General features: G+C 63.3%; 19 protein-coding genes and 1 riboswitch. Of the genes, 11 read left to right on the forward strand and 8 right to left on the reverse strand.

Annotated elements, in window-relative coordinates; genetic code table 11:
• The first annotated feature begins 28 nt into the window (after positions 1–28).
• Positions 29–2,818 carry an autotransporter family protein gene (locus tag AC1DYC_RS24060; RefSeq protein ID WP_477410289.1) on the forward strand — a complete coding sequence of 930 codons (2,790 nt, stop codon included), beginning with the start codon at positions 29–31 and terminating at the stop codon, positions 2,816–2,818.
• A 279-nt stretch (positions 2,819–3,097) separates the two neighbouring features.
• Here the strand turns inward: AC1DYC_RS24060 and AC1DYC_RS24065 are convergent, their stop codons facing one another.
• Entirely contained in the window at positions 3,098–3,721 is a 624-nt protein-coding gene (locus AC1DYC_RS24065; protein WP_477410290.1) for a LysE family translocator, read from the reverse strand.
• A 229-nt stretch (positions 3,722–3,950) separates the two neighbouring features.
• On the opposite strand from AC1DYC_RS24065, the gene AC1DYC_RS24070 reads away from it, so the two are divergent.
• The 6 genes from AC1DYC_RS24070 (at position 3,951) to AC1DYC_RS24095 (ending at position 10,049) form a co-directional block, all read left to right on the forward strand.
• Entirely contained in the window at positions 3,951–4,715 is a 765-nt protein-coding gene (locus AC1DYC_RS24070; protein ID WP_477410291.1) for a L,D-transpeptidase, read from the forward strand.
• Between the two features lie 44 nt (positions 4,716–4,759).
• On the forward strand, positions 4,760–6,004 hold the full coding sequence (locus AC1DYC_RS24075) for a diphosphate--fructose-6-phosphate 1-phosphotransferase (protein ID WP_477410292.1): 1,245 nt from the start codon (positions 4,760–4,762) through the stop codon (positions 6,002–6,004).
• The gene (locus tag AC1DYC_RS24080) at positions 6,004–6,768 is read left to right on the forward strand and encodes an MBL fold metallo-hydrolase (protein ID WP_477410293.1); all 765 of its coding nucleotides are present in this window, start codon (positions 6,004–6,006) and stop codon (positions 6,766–6,768) included. Before AC1DYC_RS24075 ends, AC1DYC_RS24080 begins: the two co-directional genes overlap by 1 nt.
• 284 nt (positions 6,769–7,052) lie before the next feature.
• The gene (locus tag AC1DYC_RS24085) at positions 7,053–8,579 is read left to right on the forward strand and encodes a DegQ family serine endoprotease (RefSeq protein ID WP_477410294.1); all 1,527 of its coding nucleotides are present in this window, start codon (positions 7,053–7,055) and stop codon (positions 8,577–8,579) included.
• Between the two features lie 121 nt (positions 8,580–8,700).
• Positions 8,701–9,312 carry a molybdopterin-dependent oxidoreductase gene (locus tag AC1DYC_RS24090; RefSeq protein WP_023746589.1) on the forward strand — a complete coding sequence of 204 codons (612 nt, stop codon included), beginning with the start codon at positions 8,701–8,703 and terminating at the stop codon, positions 9,310–9,312.
• Positions 9,309–10,049, forward strand: a complete 741-nt coding sequence (locus AC1DYC_RS24095) for an FAD-binding oxidoreductase (RefSeq protein ID WP_477410295.1) — start codon at positions 9,309–9,311, stop codon at positions 10,047–10,049. The genes AC1DYC_RS24090 and AC1DYC_RS24095 overlap by 4 nt, the downstream gene beginning before the upstream one ends.
• 14 nt (positions 10,050–10,063) lie before the next feature.
• On the opposite strand, the gene AC1DYC_RS24100 is transcribed toward AC1DYC_RS24095, so the two are convergent.
• Positions 10,064–11,164: an FAD-binding oxidoreductase gene (locus tag AC1DYC_RS24100; protein ID WP_477410296.1), complete on the reverse strand. Its 1,101-nt coding sequence runs from the start codon at positions 11,162–11,164 to the stop codon at positions 10,064–10,066.
• 22 nt (positions 11,165–11,186) lie between these two features.
• Entirely contained in the window at positions 11,187–12,434 is a 1,248-nt protein-coding gene (locus AC1DYC_RS24105; protein WP_477410297.1) for an aromatic ring-hydroxylating oxygenase subunit alpha, read from the reverse strand.
• A 116-nt stretch (positions 12,435–12,550) separates the two neighbouring features.
• A riboswitch (cobalamin riboswitch) is annotated at positions 12,551–12,753 on the reverse strand.
• A gap of 501 nt (positions 12,754–13,254) precedes the next feature.
• Here AC1DYC_RS24105 and AC1DYC_RS24110 point away from each other — a divergent pair.
• From AC1DYC_RS24110 to AC1DYC_RS24120, 3 genes are all read left to right on the forward strand, one after another.
• Positions 13,255–13,458 (forward strand): DUF680 domain-containing protein, encoded by a 204-nt coding sequence (locus AC1DYC_RS24110; protein ID WP_112565560.1) that lies wholly within the window; start codon positions 13,255–13,257, stop codon positions 13,456–13,458.
• 80 nt (positions 13,459–13,538) lie between these two features.
• A complete protein-coding gene (locus AC1DYC_RS24115; RefSeq protein WP_477410298.1) occupies positions 13,539–13,742 on the forward strand; it encodes a DUF680 domain-containing protein in 204 nt (67 codons plus the stop codon).
• Between the two features lie 128 nt (positions 13,743–13,870).
• Complete coding sequence (locus tag AC1DYC_RS24120; RefSeq protein WP_477410299.1) at positions 13,871–14,110, forward strand: DUF680 domain-containing protein; 240 nt, start codon at positions 13,871–13,873, stop codon at positions 14,108–14,110.
• A 77-nt stretch (positions 14,111–14,187) separates the two neighbouring features.
• Here AC1DYC_RS24120 and AC1DYC_RS24125 read toward each other — a convergent pair whose 3' ends face one another.
• From AC1DYC_RS24125 to AC1DYC_RS24145, 5 genes are all read right to left on the reverse strand, one after another.
• Positions 14,188–15,300, reverse strand: a complete 1,113-nt coding sequence (locus AC1DYC_RS24125) for an ABC transporter ATP-binding protein (protein ID WP_477410300.1) — start codon at positions 15,298–15,300, stop codon at positions 14,188–14,190.
• A gap of 65 nt (positions 15,301–15,365) precedes the next feature.
• Entirely contained in the window at positions 15,366–17,030 is a 1,665-nt protein-coding gene (bglA, locus tag AC1DYC_RS24130) for a beta-galactosidase BglA (RefSeq protein WP_477410301.1), read from the reverse strand.
• Positions 17,031–17,035: 5 nt separating this feature from the next.
• Positions 17,036–18,190, reverse strand: a complete 1,155-nt coding sequence (locus tag AC1DYC_RS24135; protein ID WP_112562034.1) for a carbohydrate ABC transporter permease — start codon at positions 18,188–18,190, stop codon at positions 17,036–17,038.
• A 1-nt stretch (position 18,191) separates the two neighbouring features.
• The gene (locus AC1DYC_RS24140; protein WP_023668891.1) at positions 18,192–19,205 is read right to left on the reverse strand and encodes a carbohydrate ABC transporter permease; all 1,014 of its coding nucleotides are present in this window, start codon (positions 19,203–19,205) and stop codon (positions 18,192–18,194) included.
• Positions 19,206–19,471: 266 nt separating this feature from the next.
• Positions 19,472–20,827, reverse strand: coding sequence for an ABC transporter substrate-binding protein (locus AC1DYC_RS24145; RefSeq protein WP_477410302.1), 1,356 nt, complete (start codon positions 20,825–20,827; stop codon positions 19,472–19,474).
• A 363-nt stretch (positions 20,828–21,190) separates the two neighbouring features.
• Here AC1DYC_RS24145 and AC1DYC_RS24150 point away from each other — a divergent pair, with 363 nt between their 5' ends.
• Positions 21,191–22,213 (forward strand): substrate-binding domain-containing protein, encoded by a 1,023-nt coding sequence (locus tag AC1DYC_RS24150; RefSeq protein ID WP_477410303.1) that lies wholly within the window; start codon positions 21,191–21,193, stop codon positions 22,211–22,213.
• Positions 22,214–22,268: the final 55 nt, after the last annotated feature.

The raw sequence follows: 22,268 nt of genomic DNA on the forward strand, positions 1-22,268 counted from the left end.
CTTGAAATCGCGAATCGAGAGGGACGCGATGCGGCACCTGAAGAACAAGCCTGCGGACAGTTGTTCGCAGGCTACGGAGGGAACAGTTGCTTTATCGCCGCGAAAGCTGCGTCAACCATACCCATGGTTAATTAGCGCTCTCTCAACTACGGCGCTGGCGTTGCTGCCCAATTCTACGGCCTTCGCCGCGTGCACGCTGGTCCCGCCGGCCGGAAATACCGCCTACATCTGCGACAGCGGCGATTCGGGCGGCAGCCTCACCGACACCAGCGGCGACAACACGTTGACCTTCCCCACCGCCGGCACCGGACAGATCAGCGGCAACGTCACCTTCGGCACCGGCATCGACCGCATCGACATGCAGTCCGGCACCATAACCGGCGGCGTCGACCAGGGCGGCGGCACGGATTTCTTCACTATCGGCGGCGGCACTGTCGCCGGCAATGTCCAGCAGGGCGCGGGCATCGACGATTTCAACATGAGCGGCGGCCAGGTGGGGTCGCTGAACCAGGGCGACGCACTCGACACCTTCTTCATGAGCGGCGGGCGCATCGTCGACTTCTTCGACGATGGCGACCGTGCGGTGATGACCGGCGGCCGCATCGGCCGCGTCAACATGAAGCTCGACGACAACACCTTCGATATGTCCGGCGGCACCATCGACCGCAACCTCGTCACCGGCTTCGGCAACGACACGATCATTGTCTCGGGTGGCACCATCGGCGGCAATATCAGCGTCAGTGGCGGCACCGACAGCGTAACGGTGACCGGCGGTACGGTCGGCGGCGACGTGCTGATGAGTTTCGGCGCCGACAGCTTTGTCTGGAACGGCGGCGGCATCATCTACGGCATGATCGATCTCGGTGGCGATAACGACACCGCAAAGCTCAGCAACCTCACCAACGCCAATCTCGGCGGCACCGACGCCATATCGGGCGGTCTAGGCACCGACGAACTGACCTTCGACAACGTCAAGCTCGACGGCATCAGTCGGGTTCAAAACTGGGAAACCATCAACGCCACCGACGACACCGAATTGACGCTGGACGGCAATCTGGTGCTCGGCGACAGCGGCACCGGAACCGGCGCACTTAACGTCGACGCTTCCAGCACGCTGTTCGGCGGCGGCTTCAGCAGCTCGATCCAGGCGTTCACCGCCGGCCAGATGGCGTCGGTCAGCAATGCCGGCCGCATCGACCTGACCAATGGCGGCTCGAGCGTTACCGACCGGCTGACGATCAGAGGCAACTATGTCGGCCTTGGCGGCCTGCTGCTGATCCAGACCGAGCTCGGCGACGACTCCTCGGATTCGGACAGACTGGTGCTGTCCGGCGGCACCGCTTCCGGCACGACAGGCATTGCGGTGGTCAATGTCGGCGGCGCCGGCGCCGAGACCACCGCCAACGGCATCATGGTCATCCAGGCGGAAAACGGCGCTACATCGGGCGCCTCGACGTTCGCGCTGGCTGCGCCCGTCGCCGCCGGCGCTTTCGAATATTATCTGTTCAAGGGCGGCGTCACCGCCGGCACCGAGGAAAACTGGTACCTGCGCTCGACACTGACCACGCCGGCTGAGCCGGCTCCCGCGCCACCGCCGCTCGAACCGACGCCGACGCCGGAGCCCGAGCCCCCGGCTGCCGAGCCACCGCCACCGCCGCCATCCGAATTGCCGCCGACGCCGCCGCCGAGCGATGGCGACATCAACAATCCGCCGGTCGACCCGACGCCGCCGGTGCAGCCCGCCGATCCGGAGCCTGAGCCGCCGCCACCGCCACCGCCGGCGCCGCCGGCCGACCCGCCGCCACCGCCACCGCCCGTGCCGACCGATTCCCCTGATCTGCCGACCCCGGCGCCGGGTGAGGAAATCCTGCTTTACCGCATCGAAGTTCCGGTCTATTCGGCCTTGCCTCCGGTGGCCGAGCACCTGACGATGAGCATGCTCGGCACCTTCCACGAACGGCGCGGCGAACAGAGCCTGCTGTCGAACGCCGAGATATCGCCGGTCTGGGGCCGCATCTTCGGCCAGGACACCAAAATGGCCTGGTCGGGAACGCTGTCACCGTCCTTCGATGGCACGCTGTTCGGCTTGCAGGCAGGGTTCGATGTGTTCGGACGCGAGACCGCATCAGGCAATGTCGACCGCGCCGGTCTGTTCATCGGCTATGGCAGCATGAATGGCGATGTGCGCGGCCAGGCGCTGGGTCAGGACGGCCTCTCCGTCGGCGGCATCGATCTCGGCGGCACCAGCGTCGGCGCTTACTGGACGCGTATCGGCCAGGGCGGCTGGTATCTCGACGGCGTGCTGATGGCGACTTTCTTCAGCGGCTCGGCGACGTCGTCGCGCGACATCGGCATCGATATCGATGGCACCGGCATCACCGCATCGCTGGAAGGCGGCTATCCCATTGCCCTGGCACAAGGCTGGACGCTGGAGCCGCAGGCGCAACTGGTCTGGCAACACCTGTCGCTCGACGACGCCACGGACCGTTTTTCGTCGGTCTCCTTCGACCTCGACGATCAAGTGAGCGGCAGGCTGGGGTTGCGGCTGCAGGGCGAGGCGGTGCTGAACGGCATCGCGCTGCAGCCTTACCTCAAGGCCAACATCTGGCATGATTTCGGCGGCACCGACCACGTCAATTTCGGCGCCACCGATATCTCGACCGAAGGCAAGTCGACATCGCTGGAATTCGGCGGCGGCGTGGTCGCCAAGGTGACCGACAAGGTCAGCCTCTTCGCTACCGGCGACTACACCACCAATCTCGGCGGCGACAAGCGGCGCGTGCTGGAGGGCAATCTGGGCTTCAGCGTGAAGTGGTGAGGCCTGCCGGCCTTGCAGTGCTGCCGGCCTGCAAACAACTGCAGAAGTCTGCGCTGCCCCTCATTGCCCTGCCGGGCATTTCTCCCCGTAAACGGGGAGAAAGAGGCTGACCGCAACCTCGGCGCCATTTTCTGCAACGCTGATGATTGGCGAAATCATCAAATGCGAGCGTCCTTCTCCCCGTTCACGGGGAGAAGATGACGGCAGCCAGATGAGGGGCGGCGCCGACGTCAAATATGCTAACTCTGATCGTCGGCCTTGGCTCAGAAAGCCTCGACCTCAATTCCCCGAGCGCATCGCCACCGTGGCGATGCCGGCGCCGACCAGCAGGGTGCCGCCGGTGCGGTTGAAGATGCGGATTGCCTTGGGGTTGCGCACGACGTTGCGGGCGCGTGCCGCGATCAGCGCGTAGCCGAAGGCATTGGCGAAGGCGAGCGCCAGGAAGGTCGTCTCGAAGATCAGCATCTGCGGCCAGAAATCGGCCTCGCGGTTGAGGAACTGCGGCAGGAAGGCGACGAAGAAGGTGATGCTTTTCGGGTTGAGCGCGGTGACCAGCCAGGCATGCGCCATCATCTTGGCGGCGGAGACCGCATCGGTGCGCGGTTCGGCTTTCAGCGCACCGCCGGCGCGAAACAGTTTTATGCCGAGATAGATCAGATAGCCCGCGCCGATCAGCTTCAGGATGGTGAACACGGTCGCCGACGTCGCCAGCAGCGCGCCGATCCCCAGCATCGAAAGCGTCATAGCGGTGAAGTCGCCCAGCGCCACGCCGACCGCCATCGGCAAGGCGGTGCGCCATCCCTGACCCAGCGCATAGGACACGACCAGCAGGATGGTCGGGCCTGGAATGATGAGCAGGACGGTGGAGGCAGCGGCGAAGGCAGCCCAGTTTTCGAACGACATCTTTGTCTCCTTGAGCGCAAAGAAAAGGATAAATCCTTGGGCGCGCCGGAATGTAAAGAGCCATCCCGAAAAATTCGCGGCGGACCGTTTTGCCCCTGTCTTCGCAGCCAATCCCGAGACAGGGTTAAGGTCGGCCAGCAGCCCTTCATGCTTTTTCAACCATGTTTAGCGAAACTGCCCGCTATCCGGCCGGACCGTGTTTCCCGCCGACAGCGTAGGGTTTGGGTGCATGCGTGAGTTGCCGCAGAATCTGACGCCGCCGAATGGCGACGCAATCGAAACCGAACATCTTTATTCCCGCCGCTTCGTCCTGACAGGGGCCGGCGCCATGGCGCTGATCGGCATGACCGGCTGCAGCACCGCGACGCTCGAACTGCCGCAATTGCAGCTGGATGACACGGTCACCGGCTCGGTGCGGCCGATCCGCCCGGCGATCAGCGTCGACAAGAACATCACCGGTCCAGACGTCATGTACGCCGCGCTCAACGATGGCGGCTTCGAAGTGCCGGCGGTGCCCTACCAGAAGGTCAAGCCGGAGTTCCGCCGCCAGATCGTCGTCAACGAGACCGGCGAGGCGCCTGGCACCATTGTCGTCCATCTCAACGAGCGCAAACTCTACCTCGTGCAGGAGGGCGGCGACGCCATCCGCTACGGCGTCGGCATCGGCAAGGACGGCTTCCGCTGGTCCGGCCGCGCCAACATCCAATACGGCAAGGAATGGCCGGTGTGGACGCCACCGCCGGAAATGATCCAGCGCAAGCCGGAACTGGTGAAGTGGCAGAACGGCCAGCCTGGCGGCCTGACCAATCCGCTCGGCGCGCGTGCCCTCTACATCTACCAGGATGGCAAGGACACCGGCTATCGCATCCATGGTTCGCCCGAATGGGCGAGCATCGGCCAGGCGATGTCGTCGGGCTGCGTGCGCCTGATCAACCAGGACATCATCGACCTCTACAGCCGCGTTTCCAAGAAGAACCCGGTCGTCGTCGTCTGATCCTTCTGCGGCGGTTTGGCACCGCTCGAAACTCCCGTTGCGCGATGCGGCAAGACAGGCCAAGGTGCCTTGAAAACCATCACCCGTGTGGCGGATCCGAAATTCGCAGCACCTCGGAGCAGCGCAGTGAGCGAATTTCGGATCCACAGGGCGGCGGCCCGACTGCCGTCATCAACCAGACGGTCGTCGGCGCCACGCTGGAAATCCGCAAGCGTCATCCCGGCGCCAAGGTGCTGGGCTCGATCCATGGCGTGCGCGGCATTCGTGACGGCAACTACGTCGACCTCTCCGCCATCCCTGAGGATCGTCTGCGGCTGATCGCCGGAACGCCGAGTGCCGCCCTCGGCTCGACGCGCGACAAGCCGGACACGGCCTATTGCGAGGTCATTCTCAACGGCCTGAAGAAGGCCGGCGCCGACGCCTTCATCTACATCGGCGGCAACGACACGTCGGGCACCCAGCAGATCCTGACCGACGCCGCCGGCGGCAGCATCGCCTTCGTGCATGCGCCAAAAACCATCGACAACGATCTCGAGGAAAACGACCACACGCCGGGCTTCATCTCGGCAGCCGAGTTCGTCGCCGGCGCCTTCCTGTCGGTCGATCTCGATTTCCGCGCCCTGCCCGGCATCTATGTCGGCATAGTCATGGGCCGGCACGCCGGCTTCCTCACCGCGGCCGCCGCCGCCTGGCAGCTCGATCCCGACAGCGGTCCGCATCTCGTCTACGTGCCGGAGCGGCCGTTCTCGGCCGCCGGCTTCATCGACGATGTCCGCGCCTCGCTCGACCGCCACAAGCGCTGCATCGTCGCCGTTTCCGAAGGCGTCAGCACCGCCGACGGCAAGGCGCTGGTCGAGAGCCTGGTGCCGCCGGACAAGCTCGAGCGCGATGCCCATGGCAACGTCAAACTGTCGGGCAGCGACCTGCCGGCCGCGCTCGAACGGGCGCTCGCCGAGGGCCTGCCGGGCAAGCGCGCGCGTGTCGATGCTCTGGGCTACATGCCGCGCGGCTATATCGGCGCGATCAGCGCCGTCGACGCGCAGGAGGCCTTCGATGCCGGGGCCTTCGCGGTTGCCGTTGCCGGCGAAGGCGGCGGCTCGGTGGCGTTGCAGTATGACGGCAGCAAGACCGTGCTGAAGAAGGTGCCGCTGAAGAACGTCGCCGGCAAGACGCGCCATATGCCGGACGATTTCATGAAGCCCGAAATCAACCAGCTGTCGGAAGCCGGCATGGCCTATCTGAAGCGGCTGGTGCCGGAAAAATACAAGGTCGGGAAGCCCTTCGTCTGATGGCCGACCGTTTTGGCGGGGCCCGATTTGGCGGGGAACGCGTGATCGGCGACTGGTTTGGCAAGACCATCATCGATGCCAGCACAACAATGCTGACCGAACCGTTCGTGCATGATTTTGTGCGCGCCAACATCTGGCATTTCAGGGGACGCGACGCCGACCTGCTGGTCGATACCGGCATGGGCATCTGTCCGCTGGCGCCCGAGATCGATACGCCGGAGGGCAAGCCGCTGATCGTCGTGGCCACCCACATCCATCTCGACCATGTCGGCTCGCTGCATGAGTTTCCGCTGCGGCTCGGACCGATCCAAAGTGCCTCGACCTTCAGCACCATGGATGAGGCCGTCACCTACGCCTACATGTTCACCAACCTCGACGGCGCCGTCTCGAAGCTGCCGGCGCCGGGTTGGACGGCGGCCGACTACAAGATCCCTTCGGCGCCGCTGACGCGTACGCTTGACGAAGGCGATATCGTTGACCTCGGTGACAGGCAGTTCCGTGTCCTGCATTTGCCCGGACATTCTCCGGATTCGATCGCGCTGTTCGATGAGGCCGACGGCCTGTTCTTTGCCGGCGACGCCATCTACGATTCCATGCTGATCGACGACCTGCCGGACTCCTCCAAACCCGATTATCGCCGAACCATGCAGCGGCTGCTCGAGTTGCCTGTCCGCCTCGGCCATGGCGGCCATGGGCCGAGCTTCGACGGCAACCGGATGCGCGAGATCGCCAGCGCCTATCTCAGGCGCACAGAGGGCCGATGACATTTTGTTTTGAGCATGATCTTTTCCGAAAACCGGATTCCACTTTTCGGGATCATGCTCTTGGCCCAGCTGCCGTCTAACGGAAACGTGATCGGACATTAAATCTTCGTAAGATGACGCAAAAACCCTAAATCGGGCCGATCCGCACCCTAGATGCAGGGCGTCGATCCGGCCGGCTGCCATGCCAGGCGAGACGGGCAACCGCGACCGCCGACACGCTGATGACTATTCCGCCCCGGGAATGAGCCACGGCGCCGGATCATTTCTCGCCCGGACAAACGACCATGTCAGACATACTTCGCAGACATCGCGTCGCGGCCTTGCTGGGCGCTGCGCTGATCGTCAGCCCCTTCGTCGTGTCTTTTGCTCAAAGCGCAAGCAACTCCGTCGCAACGACCCAGACTCCCGTCGCCGGGATAACCGCGCCCAACGGCTCCTTTGCCCCGGTCGTGGCCGTCGCCAAGCCGGCGGTGGTGACCGTCACCACCGTCATGAAGGCGCAGCCGCAAGACATGAGCGATGAGCAGCCCTTCAGCGGCAACTCGCCCTTCGACGACTATTTCCGGCAGTTCTTCGGCGACCAGGGCATCCCGATGCCGAAGACCCCGCCACAGCAGGCGCAGCGCGCCGAGGCATTGGGCTCCGGCTTCATTGTCGACGCCGACGGCACCATCGTCACCAACAACCATGTCGTCGACGGCGCCACGTCGATCAAGGTCACGCTGGACGACGGCACCGAGCTCCCCGCCAAACTGGTCGGCCACGACGCCAAGAACGACCTTGCGGTGCTCAAGATCAAGGCGGACAAGCCGCTGCCGACGGTCAAATGGGGCGATTCCGATAAGCTCATGCCGGGCGATCAGGTGCTGGCCATTGGCAATCCGTTCGGCATCGGCACCACGGTCACCGCCGGCATCGTTTCGGCGCGCGGCCGCGACCTCAACAGCGGGCCGTTCGACGATTTCATCCAGATCGACGCGCCGATCAACCATGGCAATTCCGGCGGCCCGCTGGTCGATGTCGCTGGCAATGTCGTCGGCATCAACACGGCGATCTATTCGCCCAATGGCGGCAGTGTCGGCGTCGGCTTCGCCATTCCTTCGGACCAGGCACAAAAGGTCGTCGCCAAGCTGATGAAGGGCGGCAACATCCAGTACGGCTATCTCGGCGTCCAGATCCAGCCGGTGACGCCGGATGTGGCCGGGGCCGTCGGCCTCGACCATCCCGGCGGCGCGCTGGTTTCCGAGGTCACCGAGGGATCGCCGGCGGCGAAGGCCGGCATCAAGACCGGTGACGTCATCACCAGCTTTGCCGGCGAGACGATCAAGGATCCCAAGGACCTGTCGCGCGCTGTCGCCGATGTCTCGCCGGGCGCGAAGGAAACGCTCGAAGTCTGGCGCGGCGGCAAGAGCGTGCAGATCTCCGCCGATGTCGGCCGCAACAACGACGATGTGAAGACCGCCTCGACCGAGGGCGACAACCAAAAGCCCTCGGCCGGCCAAGCGCTTCGCGTGCCTTCGCTCGGCCTTGGCCTGACCGACCTCACGCCCGATATCCGCGAGGAGCTGAACCTGGCGGCCAACCAACGCGGCGCCGTGGTTGAGCGCGTCAATCCGGACAAGGCGGCCGCCAATGCCGGCCTGCAGCCGGGCGATGTCATCGTCGCTGTCGACCAGTCGCCGGTGCGCAACGCAAGGCAGGCCAACCAGGCGATCGCCGAGGCCGGCAAGTCGGGCCGCAAGTCGGTGCTGCTTCTGGTCGACCGCGGCGACGCACAGATCTTCGTCGCGGTGCCCTTCGCCGCCGGCTGAGGCACGAGGCGGCAGGCTCGCCGGAACCGCCGGTAGGTTTGCCGCCGCCAAAATTCCTGTTGCCCGCCGGCAGATCTTCGAGAAGACTGCGGCTGCATCCCCAGCAGACGGACACGTCCCGATGGTCACTCGCGGTTTTTCCTCCGGCCGAAAGCCTCCGACAGAGACGGATGCGCGCATCCCGCCCGGGCAATATCTCGAACAGGGTTTTCCGGTCCTGTCGGCGGGACCGACGCCGCGGGTGCGCACCGAGGACTGGTCGTTCACGCTCAAGCACGGCCCACGCCCGATCAAGAAATGGAACTGGGCCGAGTTCAACGCGCTGCCTTTGACCAAGATGACGCGCGACATCCACTGCGTCACCGCCTGGACCAAGTTCGACACCGCCTGGCAAGGCGTGCTGGTCGACGACATTCTTGCCGATGCCGGCATAGAAGCGCCGACCGGCTTCCTGCTGGCGCATGGCTATGACGGCTACACCACCAACGTGCCGGCCAAGGACCTCACCACAGGCAAGGCGATGGTGGCGTTGCTTTATGAAGGCAAGCCGATCACGGCTGACCATGGCGGCCCGGCGCGGCTCCTGGTGCCGCATCTCTATTTCTGGAAATCGGCCAAATGGCTGAACGGGCTGCAATTCACCGAACGCGACGAGCCGGGCTTCTGGGAATTGCGCGGCTATCACATCTATGGCGACCCGTGGCGCGAACAGCGCTATAGCGGCGATCCATGAGCGAAGCGCCGCAATCTCCCTGGCAGACGGCGAAAATCACCCGGATCGAAAAGCGCACGCCGCGCGTCACCAGTTTCTTCTTCGCGCTGTCGCGGCCTTTCGCTTATCGCGCCGGACAGCATGTCGACGTCCGGCTGACGGCGCCTGACGGCTATCAGGCGCGCCGCTCCTATTCCATCGCCTCGGCGCCGGAGAGCGGCGCCACGATCGAGTTGGCGATCGAGAGGCTCGACGATGGCGAGGTCTCGCCCTTCTTCCACGAGGTGGCGGCGGTCGGCGACGAGATCGAGCTGCGCGGGCCGCTCGGCGGCCATTTCGTCTGGTCCGACAGCGATGGTGGGCCGCTGCTTCTGGTCGGCGGCGGCTCCGGCGTGGTGCCGCTGATGGCGATGGTGCGTCACCGGACCTTGCGCAAATCGGCGGTGCCGGTCGCACTGATGTTTTCGGTGCGGGTCTGGGACGAGGTGATCTTTCGCGACGAGTTGATCGGCCTCGACGACCGCCGCGACGGTTTCGACCTGGTGCTGACGCTGACGCGCGAGGCCGCACGGCGCCCGTCCGACTATTCAAGGCGCATCGACACGGCAATGGTCATGCAGGCGCTGGCGCGGCTGCCGCAGCCGCCGGCGCTCGCCTTTGTCTGCGGCTCGAACGCCTTCGTCTCGGCCGCCGCCCAGGCGCTGATCGACGCCGGCATGTCAGCCGACATCATCCGCACCGAGCGTTACGGCGTCTGAGTAGGCGCCGCCGCTCAGGCCTCGATTTCGAGCGCCGACAGCGGTTTCGAGCAGCAGGCAAGAATGAAGCCGTCATCGATCTCGTGGTCGAGAATGCCGCCATTGTGACTCATTTCGACAGCGCCGGAGACCTTCTTCACCTTGCAGGTGCCGCACAGGCCGAACTCGCAAGCAGCTGGAATCCGCACGCCCGAGCTGCGCGCCGTCTGCAGCACGGTCTGGCCGGCGACGCAGTCGGCGTCAACCTCCGAAAGCGAGAAGCGGATCGGCGTCACGGCCTCGACAGGAGCAGCAGTGCCGTCTTCGGTGGGTGAGGCAAACGGCGCCGGGACTTCCTCCACCGCAGGCGCGGCAAAGCTCTCCTGATGATATTTCGTCATATCGAAGCCGGCCGCATCCAGCATGCCGCGCACGGCGCGCATGAACGGATCGGGGCCGCAGCAGAAGATCTCGCGTTCGCGGAAGTCGGGTGCCAGCAGCGGAAGCCGGATCGCGTCGATGCGGCCCATATGGCCGTACCAGCCTTCACGGCTCGAGCGTTCCTCGATCATGAAGCCGAGCGACAGGCCGGGCATATGGCCGCCAAGCAGTTCGAGTTCCTTGCGGAAGATGATCTCTTCCGCCCGCCGCGCGCAATTGACGAAGCCGACATCTGTCCACGGCGCGCAGTCGTTCAGCCAGCGCAGCATCGACATCATCGGCGTGACGCCGGAGCCGGCAGAAATGAACAGGTATTTGGCCGCCGGATGGCCGTGCAGTGAAAAGTCGCCGGCCGGCCCATAGGCCTTGACGTGCGAACCGGGCACCAGATGGTCGAACATCCAGCGTGTGCCGATGCTGCCGGCCTGTGCCTTCACCGTCACCGCGATCGAAAACGGCCGCGACGGCGAGGACGACAGCGTATAGGTGCGCATCAGCGGCCCGTCCGGTGTCGGCAGCTCCAGCGTCACGAACTGGCCCGGCTTGTAGCGGAACCAGGTCTGGTTGTCGGAGCGGAAGGTGAAGGTCTTGACGCCAGGCGCCTCGTCGCTGACGCCGATCACTTCCAGCACCTGCAGCCTGTCGTTCCATGGCGCCATCTGGTCGAGATGTCGATAGAGACCAAGATCCGTCATCGCATTCATCCTTCAACCTCTCTTAGGCGACGCTGCGCAGCGCCGGCCGGCCGCCTTCGGCAAGGCGCGGACCGATGAAGGCTGCGTACCATTCGACGAACTGGATCACGCCGCCCTCATGCAGCTCCGAATAGGGGCCTGGCTCATAGGCCGGCGACAGGATGCCGAAGGCATTTTCCTCGACGATGCGACGGTCCTGGTCGTTTGTCTCGGTCCAGACATGCGTGAGCTCTTCAAGGTTGTAGTCGACACCCTCGACCGCATCCTTGTGCACCAGCCATTTGGTCGTCACCGCGGTTTCCGTGGCGCTGATCGGCAGCACGCGGAAGGTGACGGCGTGGTCGCCGAGGATGTGGTTCCAGGTCGTCGGATAGTGGTAAAGCAGCAAGGAGCCGATGCGGTCGGTCGAGACGCTGTCGGACAGGTTCTTCTTCACCGCCCGCTTGCCGGTCATCGTGTAGCTGACCGCGTCGCGCAGCAGCGGCGCCCGGGTGGCACGGTACTGGCCGGCCGGATCGATGCGGAACTTGCTCGGCAGGCCCGCCGCCTCGCATTTCGCCCAGTGCGCCAGCATCTCCGGGTCGCTGTCGGCGCCCTGCACGCCGGTCACGGTCGGCGCTTCCGGAAATGTCTTGCACAGCTCCGGATGGTTGCCGGCGCAGTGATAGCACTCGCGGTTGTTTTCCCAGACCAGCTTCCAGTTGCCCTTCTCGATGATCGTCGACTCGAAGGCGACCTTAGCTTCATTCAGCCGGTGCGGCTTGAGGTAGGGCTCGATCATGGCGCGCATCGGCGCGAAGTCTGCAGGTTCTTTCGCCAAGCAGATGAAGATGTAGCCGGCCACACTTTCGCAGGCGACCGGCTTCAGGCCGAACTGGCTCTTGTCGAAACCCTCGGCCATCTGGCGGGCAAACAGCAGTCGGCCATCGAGTTCGTAGGTCCACTGGTGATAGGGGCAGACGAGCTTTGCCGCCGTGCCTTTCTCGGTGTTGCAGACGCGGCTGCCGCGATGGCGGCAGGAATTGTGAAAGGCGTTGATGTTGCCCTTCTGGTCGCGGACCAGCACCACCGGATAGTCGCCGATCTGCACGGTGATATAACTGCCGGGCTTCGGCAGCTCGCAATCATGGCCGATGAACAGCCAGTCGCGATACCAGATCAGCTCCATGTCGAGCTTGAAATAGTCCGGGTCGGTGTAGAAGGGCTGTTCGAGCGAAAAGCCTTGCTTGCGGCCGTTCAAGAGCCTCAGCATATCGTTGCGCGCATCCATAGTTCTGTCCTCGTGGTTTAAGGACTGAACTTGGTGGTGATGGAGGAAGGATCGGTCGCAGGCCGGCAACACGCCGGCATGCGCTATCCACCTCTTGACCGCCCACCGCGATCAGTCGAGTTCAAGCATCTCGGGCTGGTTTCCGGGCTCTGGAGTTGTCCTTGCGGACCATCGCGACACCTTCCCAGGCTTCTTGCCCAGTGGTCTCCCGTTGCGACTTGAACTCCACCACCGTTGCGGGGGCAGCGCCGGATTCTGACCGGCTTCCCAATTCTCCGCTCCGTCGTCACGAAGCGGCACCTGAGATGGGATCATCTAATCACGGCAATGATCGCGACATCGGCATGAAAGCGACATCGTCTCCATGCGGCGCGACACGCGCGACAAACGCGGGCGGCCGACGATCGTGGCGCTGACGGCGTTGTTTCGGGACGGATCGCGGCCATCGCACATCACCTCGAATCAGACTGCCGACTAAGGAAAAACACGTCAACAGTATCGAAAAGTGACTATTAGCAGTTTCTAAAATCGAACCGAACGGTTCGTTTCTGTTGACAATGCGTGCAGGACGGTGTGAACGCTGACGCCCGGACACACTCGGTGAGCCGGAGGACATGGTCGCATAAGCCTTTGTATTACTTACACAAGGTGAGATGGTGGGCATGCTTATGAAAATTACAAGAGGTGAAATCATGGCCCAGCCGGAACAACTTCGTGATTGGAAACCAGCCTATGGCTTTCCCACATCGGGGCTGTCCGAACGACGCGAATTGCTCCCACCACACGCCGCTAGACGGACAGCAAAACTGGAGTACTAAAAATGAAAAAGATCATCCTTACTGCCGCCGCCGTTTTGGCCATCACCGGCAGCGCCTTCGCTGGCAGCGACAATTATGGTTCCAATGGTGCGAACCAGCCCGCTGCCGCGGTTGACAGCTCGTATACGGCTTCCATTCAGAAGTCGGCGCCCGCTGACAAGCAGCCCGTCGTTCAGGGCAGCGACCGCAACCTCTTCGGCCGTTAACAGCTGATCCCGATCCAAACAAAAGCGTGGCGGCCTGTCCGTCGCTGTTGGGATCTCGAAGATATTCAGGAGTATTTAAAATGAAAAAGATCATTCTTGGTGCCGCCGCCGTTCTGGCCGTTTCCGGCAGCGCTTTCGCCGCCAGTGACCACTATGGTTCGAACGGCGCCAACCAGCCTGCGGTTACGTCGACCGACAGTGGCCAGACGGCTTCGGTTGCGAAGTCGGATTCGGCTTCTCAGGCCCCTGCACAGGGCGCCGACCGTAACCTCTTCGGCCGCTAACAGCCGATCGATCGGGGTCTGACCTCAGAGGTTTTCGGAAAAACGATACCAGTCGAACATCGAACAAGCCGCAGAGCGGCGGGATCACCAGCCGCTCTGCCACGTGATGAAAATTCAGGAGACTTGATATGAAGAAGATCGCTCTTGCTGCCGCTGCGCTTTTGGTTGCCGCCGGCAGTGCCTATGCCGGCAATGACAATGTCGGCTCTAGCGCCGTCGACAACCAGGCGACCGTCAACGTCGACAATACCCGGACGTCGTCGGTACCGAACACCGGTTCGCCGGTCTACCAGCTGTTGAACTCGTCGGGCGACGTACAGAAGTCCGCCCCGCAGGGCAGCGACCGGAACCTCTTCGGCAACCGCTAACAGCCGAAGTTTCCAAAGAAAGAGCGGCGGGCCTGGCCCGCCGCTCTTTTTTCATGCCCGATAGGACGCGCCGGCCCTCAGGCCGCCTTCACTTCCAATGGCTTGAGCGAGAAGGAATGCCCCTCGGCATCGAAGATGTGGAGGTCGCCGGCGTCCGCCGTCAGCCGCAGCTTTGCCCCGCGCTTGACCTCGACATTGCCGGGTAGCTTGGTCACCAGCGGCAGGTCAGCGCGGCCGATGTCGACATAGACCAGCTGGACCTCGCCCAGCTGCTCGACATAGTCCACCACACCTTCGAAAAGATACTCCGTGCCGGTGGCGACCGACAAATCCTCCGGCCGCACACCGAAGCTGACAGCCGCGCCCTTGGCGGACGCCGGCGTCGCGATCGGCACCGTCGCCTTGCGGCCGCCGACATGGCTGACGATGGTCGGATCGCCGGTCTTGTCGATGGTCGCCGGCAGGATGTTCATGGCCGGCGAGCCGATGAACTGGGCGACGAACAGGTTGCCCGGCTTCTTGTAGAGGTCCATCGGTGTGCCGACCTGCTCGATATGGCCGTCCTTCAGCACCACGATGCGGTCGGCCAGCGTCATCGCTTCGACCTGGTCGTGGGTGACGTAGATCATCGTCGTGTTGGGCATCGATTCCTTGAGTTTGGCGATCTCGATGCGGGTGGCGACGCGCAGTGCGGCGTCGAGGTTCGACAGCGGCTCGTCGAACAGGAACACTTTCGGGTTGCGCACGATGGCGCGGCCGATGGCGACGCGCTGGCGCTGGCCGCCCGACATCGCCTTGGGCAGACGGTCGAGATATTTGGTCAGCTGCAGGATTTCCGCGGCCTGCCGCACCCTTTTGTCGATCTCGGCCTTGCTTTCCTTGCCGATCTTCATCGAGAACGCCATGTTGTCGTAGACGGTCATGTGCGGATAGAGCGCGTAGGACTGGAACACCATGGCGATGCCGCGCTTCGAAGGCGGCACATCGTTCACCACCTCGCCGGCGATCTTCAGCTCGCCGGAGGTGATCTCCTCAAGCCCGGCGATGGACCGCAGCAAGGTCGACTTGCCGCAGCCCGACGGACCGACGAAGACGATGAACTCGCCCGACTTTATGTCGAGGTCGATGCCATGGAGAATGTGCAGATTGCCGTATGATTTCTTCACCTGTCTCAGCGTGACATCGGCCATGATTTCCTCCCAGTGATTTCCCTAGAGAACCCAGATTTCCTCAAGAAATTCCGTTTCGTCAAAACTCAGTCGATACGCCCGAACCAGGCGCCGTAGCCGCCGAGGCGGATGGAGCCTGTGCCGGATTGTGCCGAAAAACCGTGTCCGGCCAAGGGTTTTAGCGCCTGGCCGCCGAGATCGACTTCGGCCGGCCTGCTGCCCAGATTGAAGACGCAGACGATCTGCTCATTGCCCTCGCGGCGGGTGAAGGCGACGGTGTTGCCCTCGCTTTCGATGAACTCGATGTCGCCTTTGGCCAGCGCCGGATGCTGGCGGCGGAAGCCGAGAAAGCGCCGGTAGTGCTCGAGCAGCGAGGCGGCGTCGCCCTGCTGCACGTTGACCGCTTGCGACAAATGCTTGCCCGGCACCGGCAGCCAGGGCTTGGCCGTCGAGAAGCCGGCATTGCTGGCGGTCGCGTCCCACACCATCGGCGTGCGGCAGCCGTCGCGGCCCTTGAATTCGGGCCAGAAGCGGATTCCGTAGGGGTCCTGCAGATCCTCGAACTTAAGCTCGGCTTCGCCCAGCCCAAGCTCCTCGCCCTGATAGAGGCAGACCGAGCCGCGCAGCGACATCAGCAGCGCCGAGATCACCTTGAGATAGGCGGCCGGATCGGCCTCATCGGCGGCCCAGCGCGAAGCCGGACGCATCACGTCATGATTGGAGAAGGCCCAGCATGACCAGCCGTCGCTGGCGACCTTGCCGAAGGCTTCCAGCACTTGGCGCACCTTGCCGGCGCTGATCTTTTCCGGCGCCAGGAAATCGAAGGAATAGCACATGTGGACGCGCTTGCCGCCGGCCGTGTAGGCGGCGACCACTTCCAGCCCGCGCTGCGAATCGCCGACTTCGCCGACGGCGGCGGTCGCCGGATATTCATCGAGCAGCGCCCGGAACCGTTCGAGAAAGGCAAGGTTCTCCGGCCGGCTCTTGTCGTAGATGTGGTCCTGGTAGTTGTAGGGATTGACCGCCGGTGCGGTCTGGTCGTTGCGCTCTTCCGGCGGCAGCGGCGGATTGTTCTCCAGGCCCTGGCTGTGGAAATAGAAATTGATGGTGTCGAGGCGGAAGCCGTCGACGCCACGCTCCAGCCAGAACCGGGTGACGTCGAGCAGCGCGTCCTGGACTTGCCTGTTGTGGAAGTTGAGGTCCGGCTGCTCGGACAGGAAATTGTGCAGATAATATTGCTGGCGGCTGGTGTCCCACTGCCAGGCTGAGCCGCCGAAGATCGACAACCAGTTGTTGGGCGGCGTGCCGTCCGGCCGGGCGTCGGCCCAGACATACCAGTCGGCCTTCGGGTTGCTTCGGTTGGCGCGGCTTTCCTTGAACCATGGATGGATGTCGGCGGTGTGCGACAACACTTCGTCGATCATCACCTTGAGGCCGAGGTGATGGGCTTCCGCAACCAGCACGTCGAAATCGGCGAGCGTTCCGAACATCGGGTCGACGTCGCAATAGTCCGAGACGTCGTAGCCGAAATCCTTCATCGGCGACTTGAAGAAGGGCGAAATCCAGATGGCGTCCACACCCAGCGAAGCGATATAGGGCAGCCTCTGGATGATGCCCTTGAGATCGCCGATGCCGTCGCCATTGGAGTCCTGGTAGGAGCGCGGATAGATCTGGTAGATCACCGCGCCTCGCCACCAGTCGCGATCGACGGCGAGATCGGGTTTCGAAGTCGCCTTCAAAGCGGATTGCATCAGTCTCAACCTCCTTTGACCGAGCCGGCCAGCAGCCCGCGGACGAAATAGCGCTGCAGCGAGAAGAACACGATCAGCGGCACGATGATGGTCACGAAGGCCGATGTCGTCAGGATCTCCCAGTCGCCGCCGCGCGAACCGAGCAGCGCATTGAGCTTGGCGGTCAGCACGATCTGATCGCCCTCGGTACCGAGGAAAACCATCGCCACCAACAGATCGTTCCACACCCACAGGAACTGGAAGATGGCGAAAGAGGCCAGCACCGGGAACGACAGCGGTAGCACGATCTTGACAAAGATCTCGAAATCGCTGGCGCCGTCGATACGCGCCGATTCCATGATCTCTCGCGGCAGGCCGGCAATGTAGCTGCGCAGGAGATAGATGGCGAAGGGCAGGCCGAAGCCGGTATGCGCCAGCCAGATCCCGAGATAGGTTTTCGACGGCACGCCGAAGAAAGTGCCGACGCCGTTGTAGAGTTTGAGCAACGGGATCAGCGACATCTGCAGCGGCACGACCAGCAGGCCGATGATGACGGCGATGAGCAGCGCGCGGCCGGGAAAACGCATCCAGGCCAGCGCATAGGCGGCGAAGGCGGCGATCAGGATCGGGATGACGGTCGCCGGAATGGTGACGGTCAGCGAGTTCATGAAGGAGCGGCCGATGCCTTCCGAAAACAGCACCGTGTTGTAATTGTCGGTGGTGAATTTCGGCGGCGCCGACGAGGCATAATAGACGCGCTGGCCCCGGTCGCCTTCAAAGGCTTTTGGCGACGACATAACGAAAGTCCCGTCGGCATTGAGCTGCAAGGTGACGCCGTCGCCGAGATCGGCAGTCGTGCCGGCCGGATATTGCGTCGGCGCGGCCGACTTGACGCCGAAGGCGCTGATGTTGCGCGCCACAGCATCGCCGAAGATGTTGCCGGCAAGCACGAATTTCCCGTCCTTCTCAACCTGCGCCGAGGCCGGCGGCAACCGGCCGGCTTCAGTCTGGGTGGAGCTGGAGAACGAGTTCCACCAGCCCGAGGCGATGATCTGGTCCTTGTCGCGCAGCGAAGAGACGAGGATGCCGAGCGTCGGCACGGTCCAGATGGCAACGAAGATGAGGACGGCGATGTGGACGCCGAAACGGCTGGCAAAGGATTTTCCGGTTGCGACGGCCATCTCAATGTCCTCCCGTCTCTTTGTTCGCCTGGCGGATGTTCCAGACCATGATCGGAATGACAGCGATCATGATGATGATGGCGATGGTGGCGCCGCGACCGAAATCGCCGCCGCCGCGGAACATCCAGTCGAACATCAGATTGGCCAGCACCTGGCTGTTCCATTGGCCGTTGGTCATGGTCAGCACAATGTCGAACACTTTCAGCACCAGAATGGTGATAGTCGTCCAGACCACGGCAATGGTGCCCCAGATCTGCGGCACCATGATCTTCCAGAAAATCTGGAACGGGTTGGCGCCGTCGATGACTGCGGCTTCGAGTGTCTCCTCGGGGATGCCGCGCAGCGCCGAAGACAGGATGACCATGGCAAAGCCGGTCTGGATCCAGATCAGGATGATCATCAGGAAGAAATTGTTCCAGAACGGCAGCGATATCCAGACCTGCGGCTGGCCGCCGAAATACTGGATGATGGCGTTGAGCAAGCCGATCTGCGTCTGGCCCTCGCCGCGATATTCGTAGATGAATTTCCAGATGACGCTGGCACCTACGAAGGAGATCGCCAACGGCAGGAAGATCAGGCTCTTGGCGATCGTGCCCCACCAGATCTTGTCGGTGAGCACGGCGATGATCAGCCCAAGGAAGGTGCACGCCGCCGGCACCACTGCCAGCCAGATGATATTGTTCAGGATCGAGTTGCGGAACTCGCGGTCGCCGAACGCCCATTCATAGTTGGCGAAGCCGACAAAATGCTGGCCGCCGCGGTCGAGGAAGGACAGCCAGAGCGTCGCCACCACCGGATAGATCAGATAGACGGTAAGGATGATCATCGCCGGGCCGACGAACAGCCACGGACGGACCAGCCCTTGCCGGCGCAGATTGTCGATGGCCGCAGCCCCGGCGACGCCGCGCGACGGGAATATCAGGTCGACCAGCTTGTTGGCGCCCCAGAAATAGGCGACGCAGCCGCCGACGCCGATGATGATGACAAAAATGGCCGATAATATCTGAGCAGCCATGGGTCCCTCTCCCTGCGCATGATCGGCCGGGCTTTGAACAGCCCTGGCGATGTGGCAATGCGCCGATTTAAGTTATTCGGAACGAACGAACGCAAATCGGTCCGGCGTAGTGCATGTCGCTCAAAAGTGGTCACGGTTTTGAGGGAACGACATGCATCAAAATTGAAGATTAAAGCCGCCGGTCGGATCCGGGCCAAAAAGGCCCGGATCCAGTCTGTGGAGGACGTTCTAAAACTGCAGCCTGAGCGGCTGCTGATTGCCGCTGATTACTTGATCGCGTCCCAGCTCTTCTGGATGTCGGTGGCGACATCCTGGGCCGACTTGCCGCCGACCAGGTCGATCATGCCGGTCCAGAAGGCGCCGGCGCCGATCTTGCCCGGCATCAGGTCCGAGCCGTCGAAGCGGAAGGTCGAGGCATTGGCGAGGATTTCGCCCTGCTTCTTCAGCGCGTCGCTGGCATAGGCATCCTTGTTGACCGACTTGAGCGGCGTCACGAAGCCGCCCTGGGCCATCCAGATTTCATGCGCCAGCGGCATCTTCAGGAATTCGATGAACGCGCGGGCGCCCTTCGAATCCTTGGTGATCATGGCGAGCGTACCGGCGCCAAGCACGGGCGTGCCAAGCTCGGGCTTCGAGGCATAGGGCGGGAAGTAGAAGAAGTCGGCGTCCTGCCCCACCTTGGTGCCTTCCGGGAAGAAGGTCGGGATGAACGAGGCCTGATGATGCAAGTAGCATTTCGGCGGCACCGAGAAGAGGCCCTTCGGGCTGTCGCGGAAGTCGGTCGCGGCAACCGCCTTGGCGCCGCCATCGACCATCTTGTCGTCGGTGGCGATCTTGCCGAAGATATCGATGGCGTTGACCACCGCCGGGTCGTTGAACGGGATCTCGTTCTTTACCCACTTGTCGTAGGTTTCTGGCGGCTGGGTGCGCAGCATGATGTCTTCGACCCAGTCGGTCGCCGGCCAGCCGGTGGCGCCGCCAGAGCCGAGGCCGATGCACCACGGCGTGCCGCCGTCGGCGATGATCTTCTTTTCGAGATCGGCGAGCTCTTCCTGGGTCTTGGGAACCTTGTAGCCGGCTTCCTCGAAATTGTCCGGCGAGTACCAGACCAGCGATTTCACGTCGGCCTTGTAGGGAAACGCGAAGAAGCCCGGCTTGCCGTCCTTGTCCTTGAAGGTGCCGAGATCGACCCATGACTGGCCGGCGCCGTAATTGTCCTTGACCCAATTGGCGGTCTCGTCGCCCAGTGGCGTCAACAGGCCCTTGGAGGCCAGGTCCTGGATCAGCCCCGGCTGCGGCAGCACGGCGATGTTGGGCGGGCTGCCGGCCTGGGTGTCGATGACGATCTGCTGTTCGTAGTTCTCTGACGAGGAGTATTTGATCTCGGCGCCGGTGGCTTCCTGGAAATACTCGAGAACCGTGCGGATGAGGCCTTCGTCCTCGCCGCGCCAGGGTCCGAAGATCGTCAGCGTCTCGCCCTTGAGATCGACCTTTTTCAGCTCTTCGTAGTTGGCCCAGTTGAAGCGCTTGTCTTCACCCGGCTTGAATTTCAGTTCGGCTTGCGCCGGCAGGCTCAGGGCGAGCGTTGCAAACGCGGCGCCAAGCAGAAGCATCTTCTTCATCGGTATTCCTCCCAGTGGTCACATACACCCGGACGGAACCTCCATTCCGTCCGCCGACGCTGCAGGACTGTGACTCACTCGGAAAGGAACCGCAACCTTTCGAAAGAGTCTTCCAAAGCGCTTTGGTCTTTTTGATCTCGCCATTGAATCCAACGGAAGTCAAGAGGGTAGCGGTCTAATCGATTTGATTTCGGGCTGCAACACTTGATAAAGTGCACTGCAGCATAGTTTTTTGGCGGTGCAGCAGCGTATTATGCTTCAAACTGGCCGGACCAGTGCGTATGGTCCCATGGTTCGGAAGCGCCCGCCATGGCGCCCGCGCGGATCCGAAATTAAAAGCGCTTTGAGGCTGGAGGCCTCCCAGTGAACCTGAAACAGCTCTCCCATATGCTGGCGCTGTCGCAGACAACGGTCAGCCGTGCGCTGAACGGCTATCCGGAGGTCAACGAGGAAACCCGCCGGCGCGTGGTGGATGCCGCCAAGCGCCACGGCTACCGGCCCAACCCCAGCGCGCGCCGGCTGGCCACCGGCAAGACCGGCATGATCGGCTATGTCCTGCCGACCGGCGCCTCGGTCGATATCGATCCGCATTTCGTCGAATTCCTGTCCGGCCTGGGCGATTATGCCCGCTCGCACGAACTCGACCTCGTTCTGTCGCCGGCCGATGCCGACGACCAGGAGACCACCTATCGCCGTATCGTCGCCAACCGTCAGGTCGACGCCGTCTACATCTCTTCGCCACGGCCGGCCGACCGGCGGGTGGCGCTGGTCAACACGCTGGGCATCCCCTTCATCGTCCATGGCCGCAGCGACGGCTTCGACTTCGACTATCCGTTCACCGATATCGACAATGAGGGGGCCTTCCATGAGGCGGCCCGGCTGCTGGTGCAGCTCGGCCATCGTCGGCTGGCGCTGATCAATGGCGACGACCGCGAAACCTTCGCCATCCACCGTGAGCGCGGCATGCGCCGCGCGCTGGCCGCCAGCGGCCTGGCGCTCGGCGAGCGCCATGTCTGCTCGGTGACGATGACCGAGGAGAACGGCTATCGCGCCGCCCGGCGCCTGCTCGAACAGAGCGAACCGCCGACAGCGATCGCCTGCTCCAGCCTGATCATGTCGCTCGGCGTCGTGCGCGCGGTGCGCGATCTTGGCCTCTCCATTCCCGGCGACCTGTCGCTGATCGCCCATGACGACGTTTTTCCGTGGCTGAAGCCGGAAAATTTCTCCGTGCCGCTGTCGACGACACGCTCGTCGATCCGCCTCGCCGGCGCCCGCGTCGCCGAGCGGCTGGCGGCGCGCATTTCCGGTCTGGAAGAAGGGGCGCGCGGCGAGGTCTGGCCGGTCGACCTGGTGGTCAGGGGCTCGGTGGCTGGGGCGCCGAGGTGAGGTCAATCCGGTCAGTCCGTTGGGCCGAATTCGACCCCTTGCGGACGTTGACTGC

The sequence above is a fragment of the Mesorhizobium sp. P2_E7 genome (assembly GCF_056403855.1).

What these genes read in the sequence shown, in the direction of transcription:
- bglA (WP_477410301.1), bottom strand. Translation starts at nt 17,030, where the DNA reads ATGCAATCCGCTTTGAAGGCGACTTCGAAACCCGATCTCGCCGTCGAT.
- AC1DYC_RS24070 (WP_477410291.1), top strand. Translation starts at nt 3,951, where the DNA reads ATGCGTGAGTTGCCGCAGAATCTGACGCCGCCGAATGGCGACGCAATC.
- AC1DYC_RS24080 (WP_477410293.1), top strand. Translation starts at nt 6,004, where the DNA reads ATGGCCGACCGTTTTGGCGGGGCCCGATTTGGCGGGGAACGCGTGATC.
- AC1DYC_RS24110 (WP_112565560.1), top strand. Translation starts at nt 13,255, where the DNA reads ATGAAAAAGATCATCCTTACTGCCGCCGCCGTTTTGGCCATCACCGGC.
- AC1DYC_RS24105 (WP_477410297.1), bottom strand. Translation starts at nt 12,434, where the DNA reads ATGGATGCGCGCAACGATATGCTGAGGCTCTTGAACGGCCGCAAGCAA.
- AC1DYC_RS24060 (WP_477410289.1), top strand. Translation starts at nt 29, where the DNA reads ATGCGGCACCTGAAGAACAAGCCTGCGGACAGTTGTTCGCAGGCTACG.
- AC1DYC_RS24085 (WP_477410294.1), top strand. Translation starts at nt 7,053, where the DNA reads ATGTCAGACATACTTCGCAGACATCGCGTCGCGGCCTTGCTGGGCGCT.
- AC1DYC_RS24140 (WP_023668891.1), bottom strand. Translation starts at nt 19,205, where the DNA reads ATGGCTGCTCAGATATTATCGGCCATTTTTGTCATCATCATCGGCGTC.
- AC1DYC_RS24135 (WP_112562034.1), bottom strand. Translation starts at nt 18,190, where the DNA reads ATGGCCGTCGCAACCGGAAAATCCTTTGCCAGCCGTTTCGGCGTCCAC.
- AC1DYC_RS24090 (WP_023746589.1), top strand. Translation starts at nt 8,701, where the DNA reads ATGGTCACTCGCGGTTTTTCCTCCGGCCGAAAGCCTCCGACAGAGACG.
- AC1DYC_RS24145 (WP_477410302.1), bottom strand. Translation starts at nt 20,827, where the DNA reads ATGAAGAAGATGCTTCTGCTTGGCGCCGCGTTTGCAACGCTCGCCCTG.
- AC1DYC_RS24095 (WP_477410295.1), top strand. Translation starts at nt 9,309, where the DNA reads ATGAGCGAAGCGCCGCAATCTCCCTGGCAGACGGCGAAAATCACCCGG.
- AC1DYC_RS24100 (WP_477410296.1), bottom strand. Translation starts at nt 11,164, where the DNA reads ATGACGGATCTTGGTCTCTATCGACATCTCGACCAGATGGCGCCATGG.
- AC1DYC_RS24115 (WP_477410298.1), top strand. Translation starts at nt 13,539, where the DNA reads ATGAAAAAGATCATTCTTGGTGCCGCCGCCGTTCTGGCCGTTTCCGGC.
- AC1DYC_RS24075 (WP_477410292.1), top strand. Translation starts at nt 4,760, where the DNA reads ATGCGGCAAGACAGGCCAAGGTGCCTTGAAAACCATCACCCGTGTGGC.
- AC1DYC_RS24125 (WP_477410300.1), bottom strand. Translation starts at nt 15,300, where the DNA reads ATGGCCGATGTCACGCTGAGACAGGTGAAGAAATCATACGGCAATCTG.
- AC1DYC_RS24120 (WP_477410299.1), top strand. Translation starts at nt 13,871, where the DNA reads ATGAAGAAGATCGCTCTTGCTGCCGCTGCGCTTTTGGTTGCCGCCGGC.
- AC1DYC_RS24065 (WP_477410290.1), bottom strand. Translation starts at nt 3,721, where the DNA reads ATGTCGTTCGAAAACTGGGCTGCCTTCGCCGCTGCCTCCACCGTCCTG.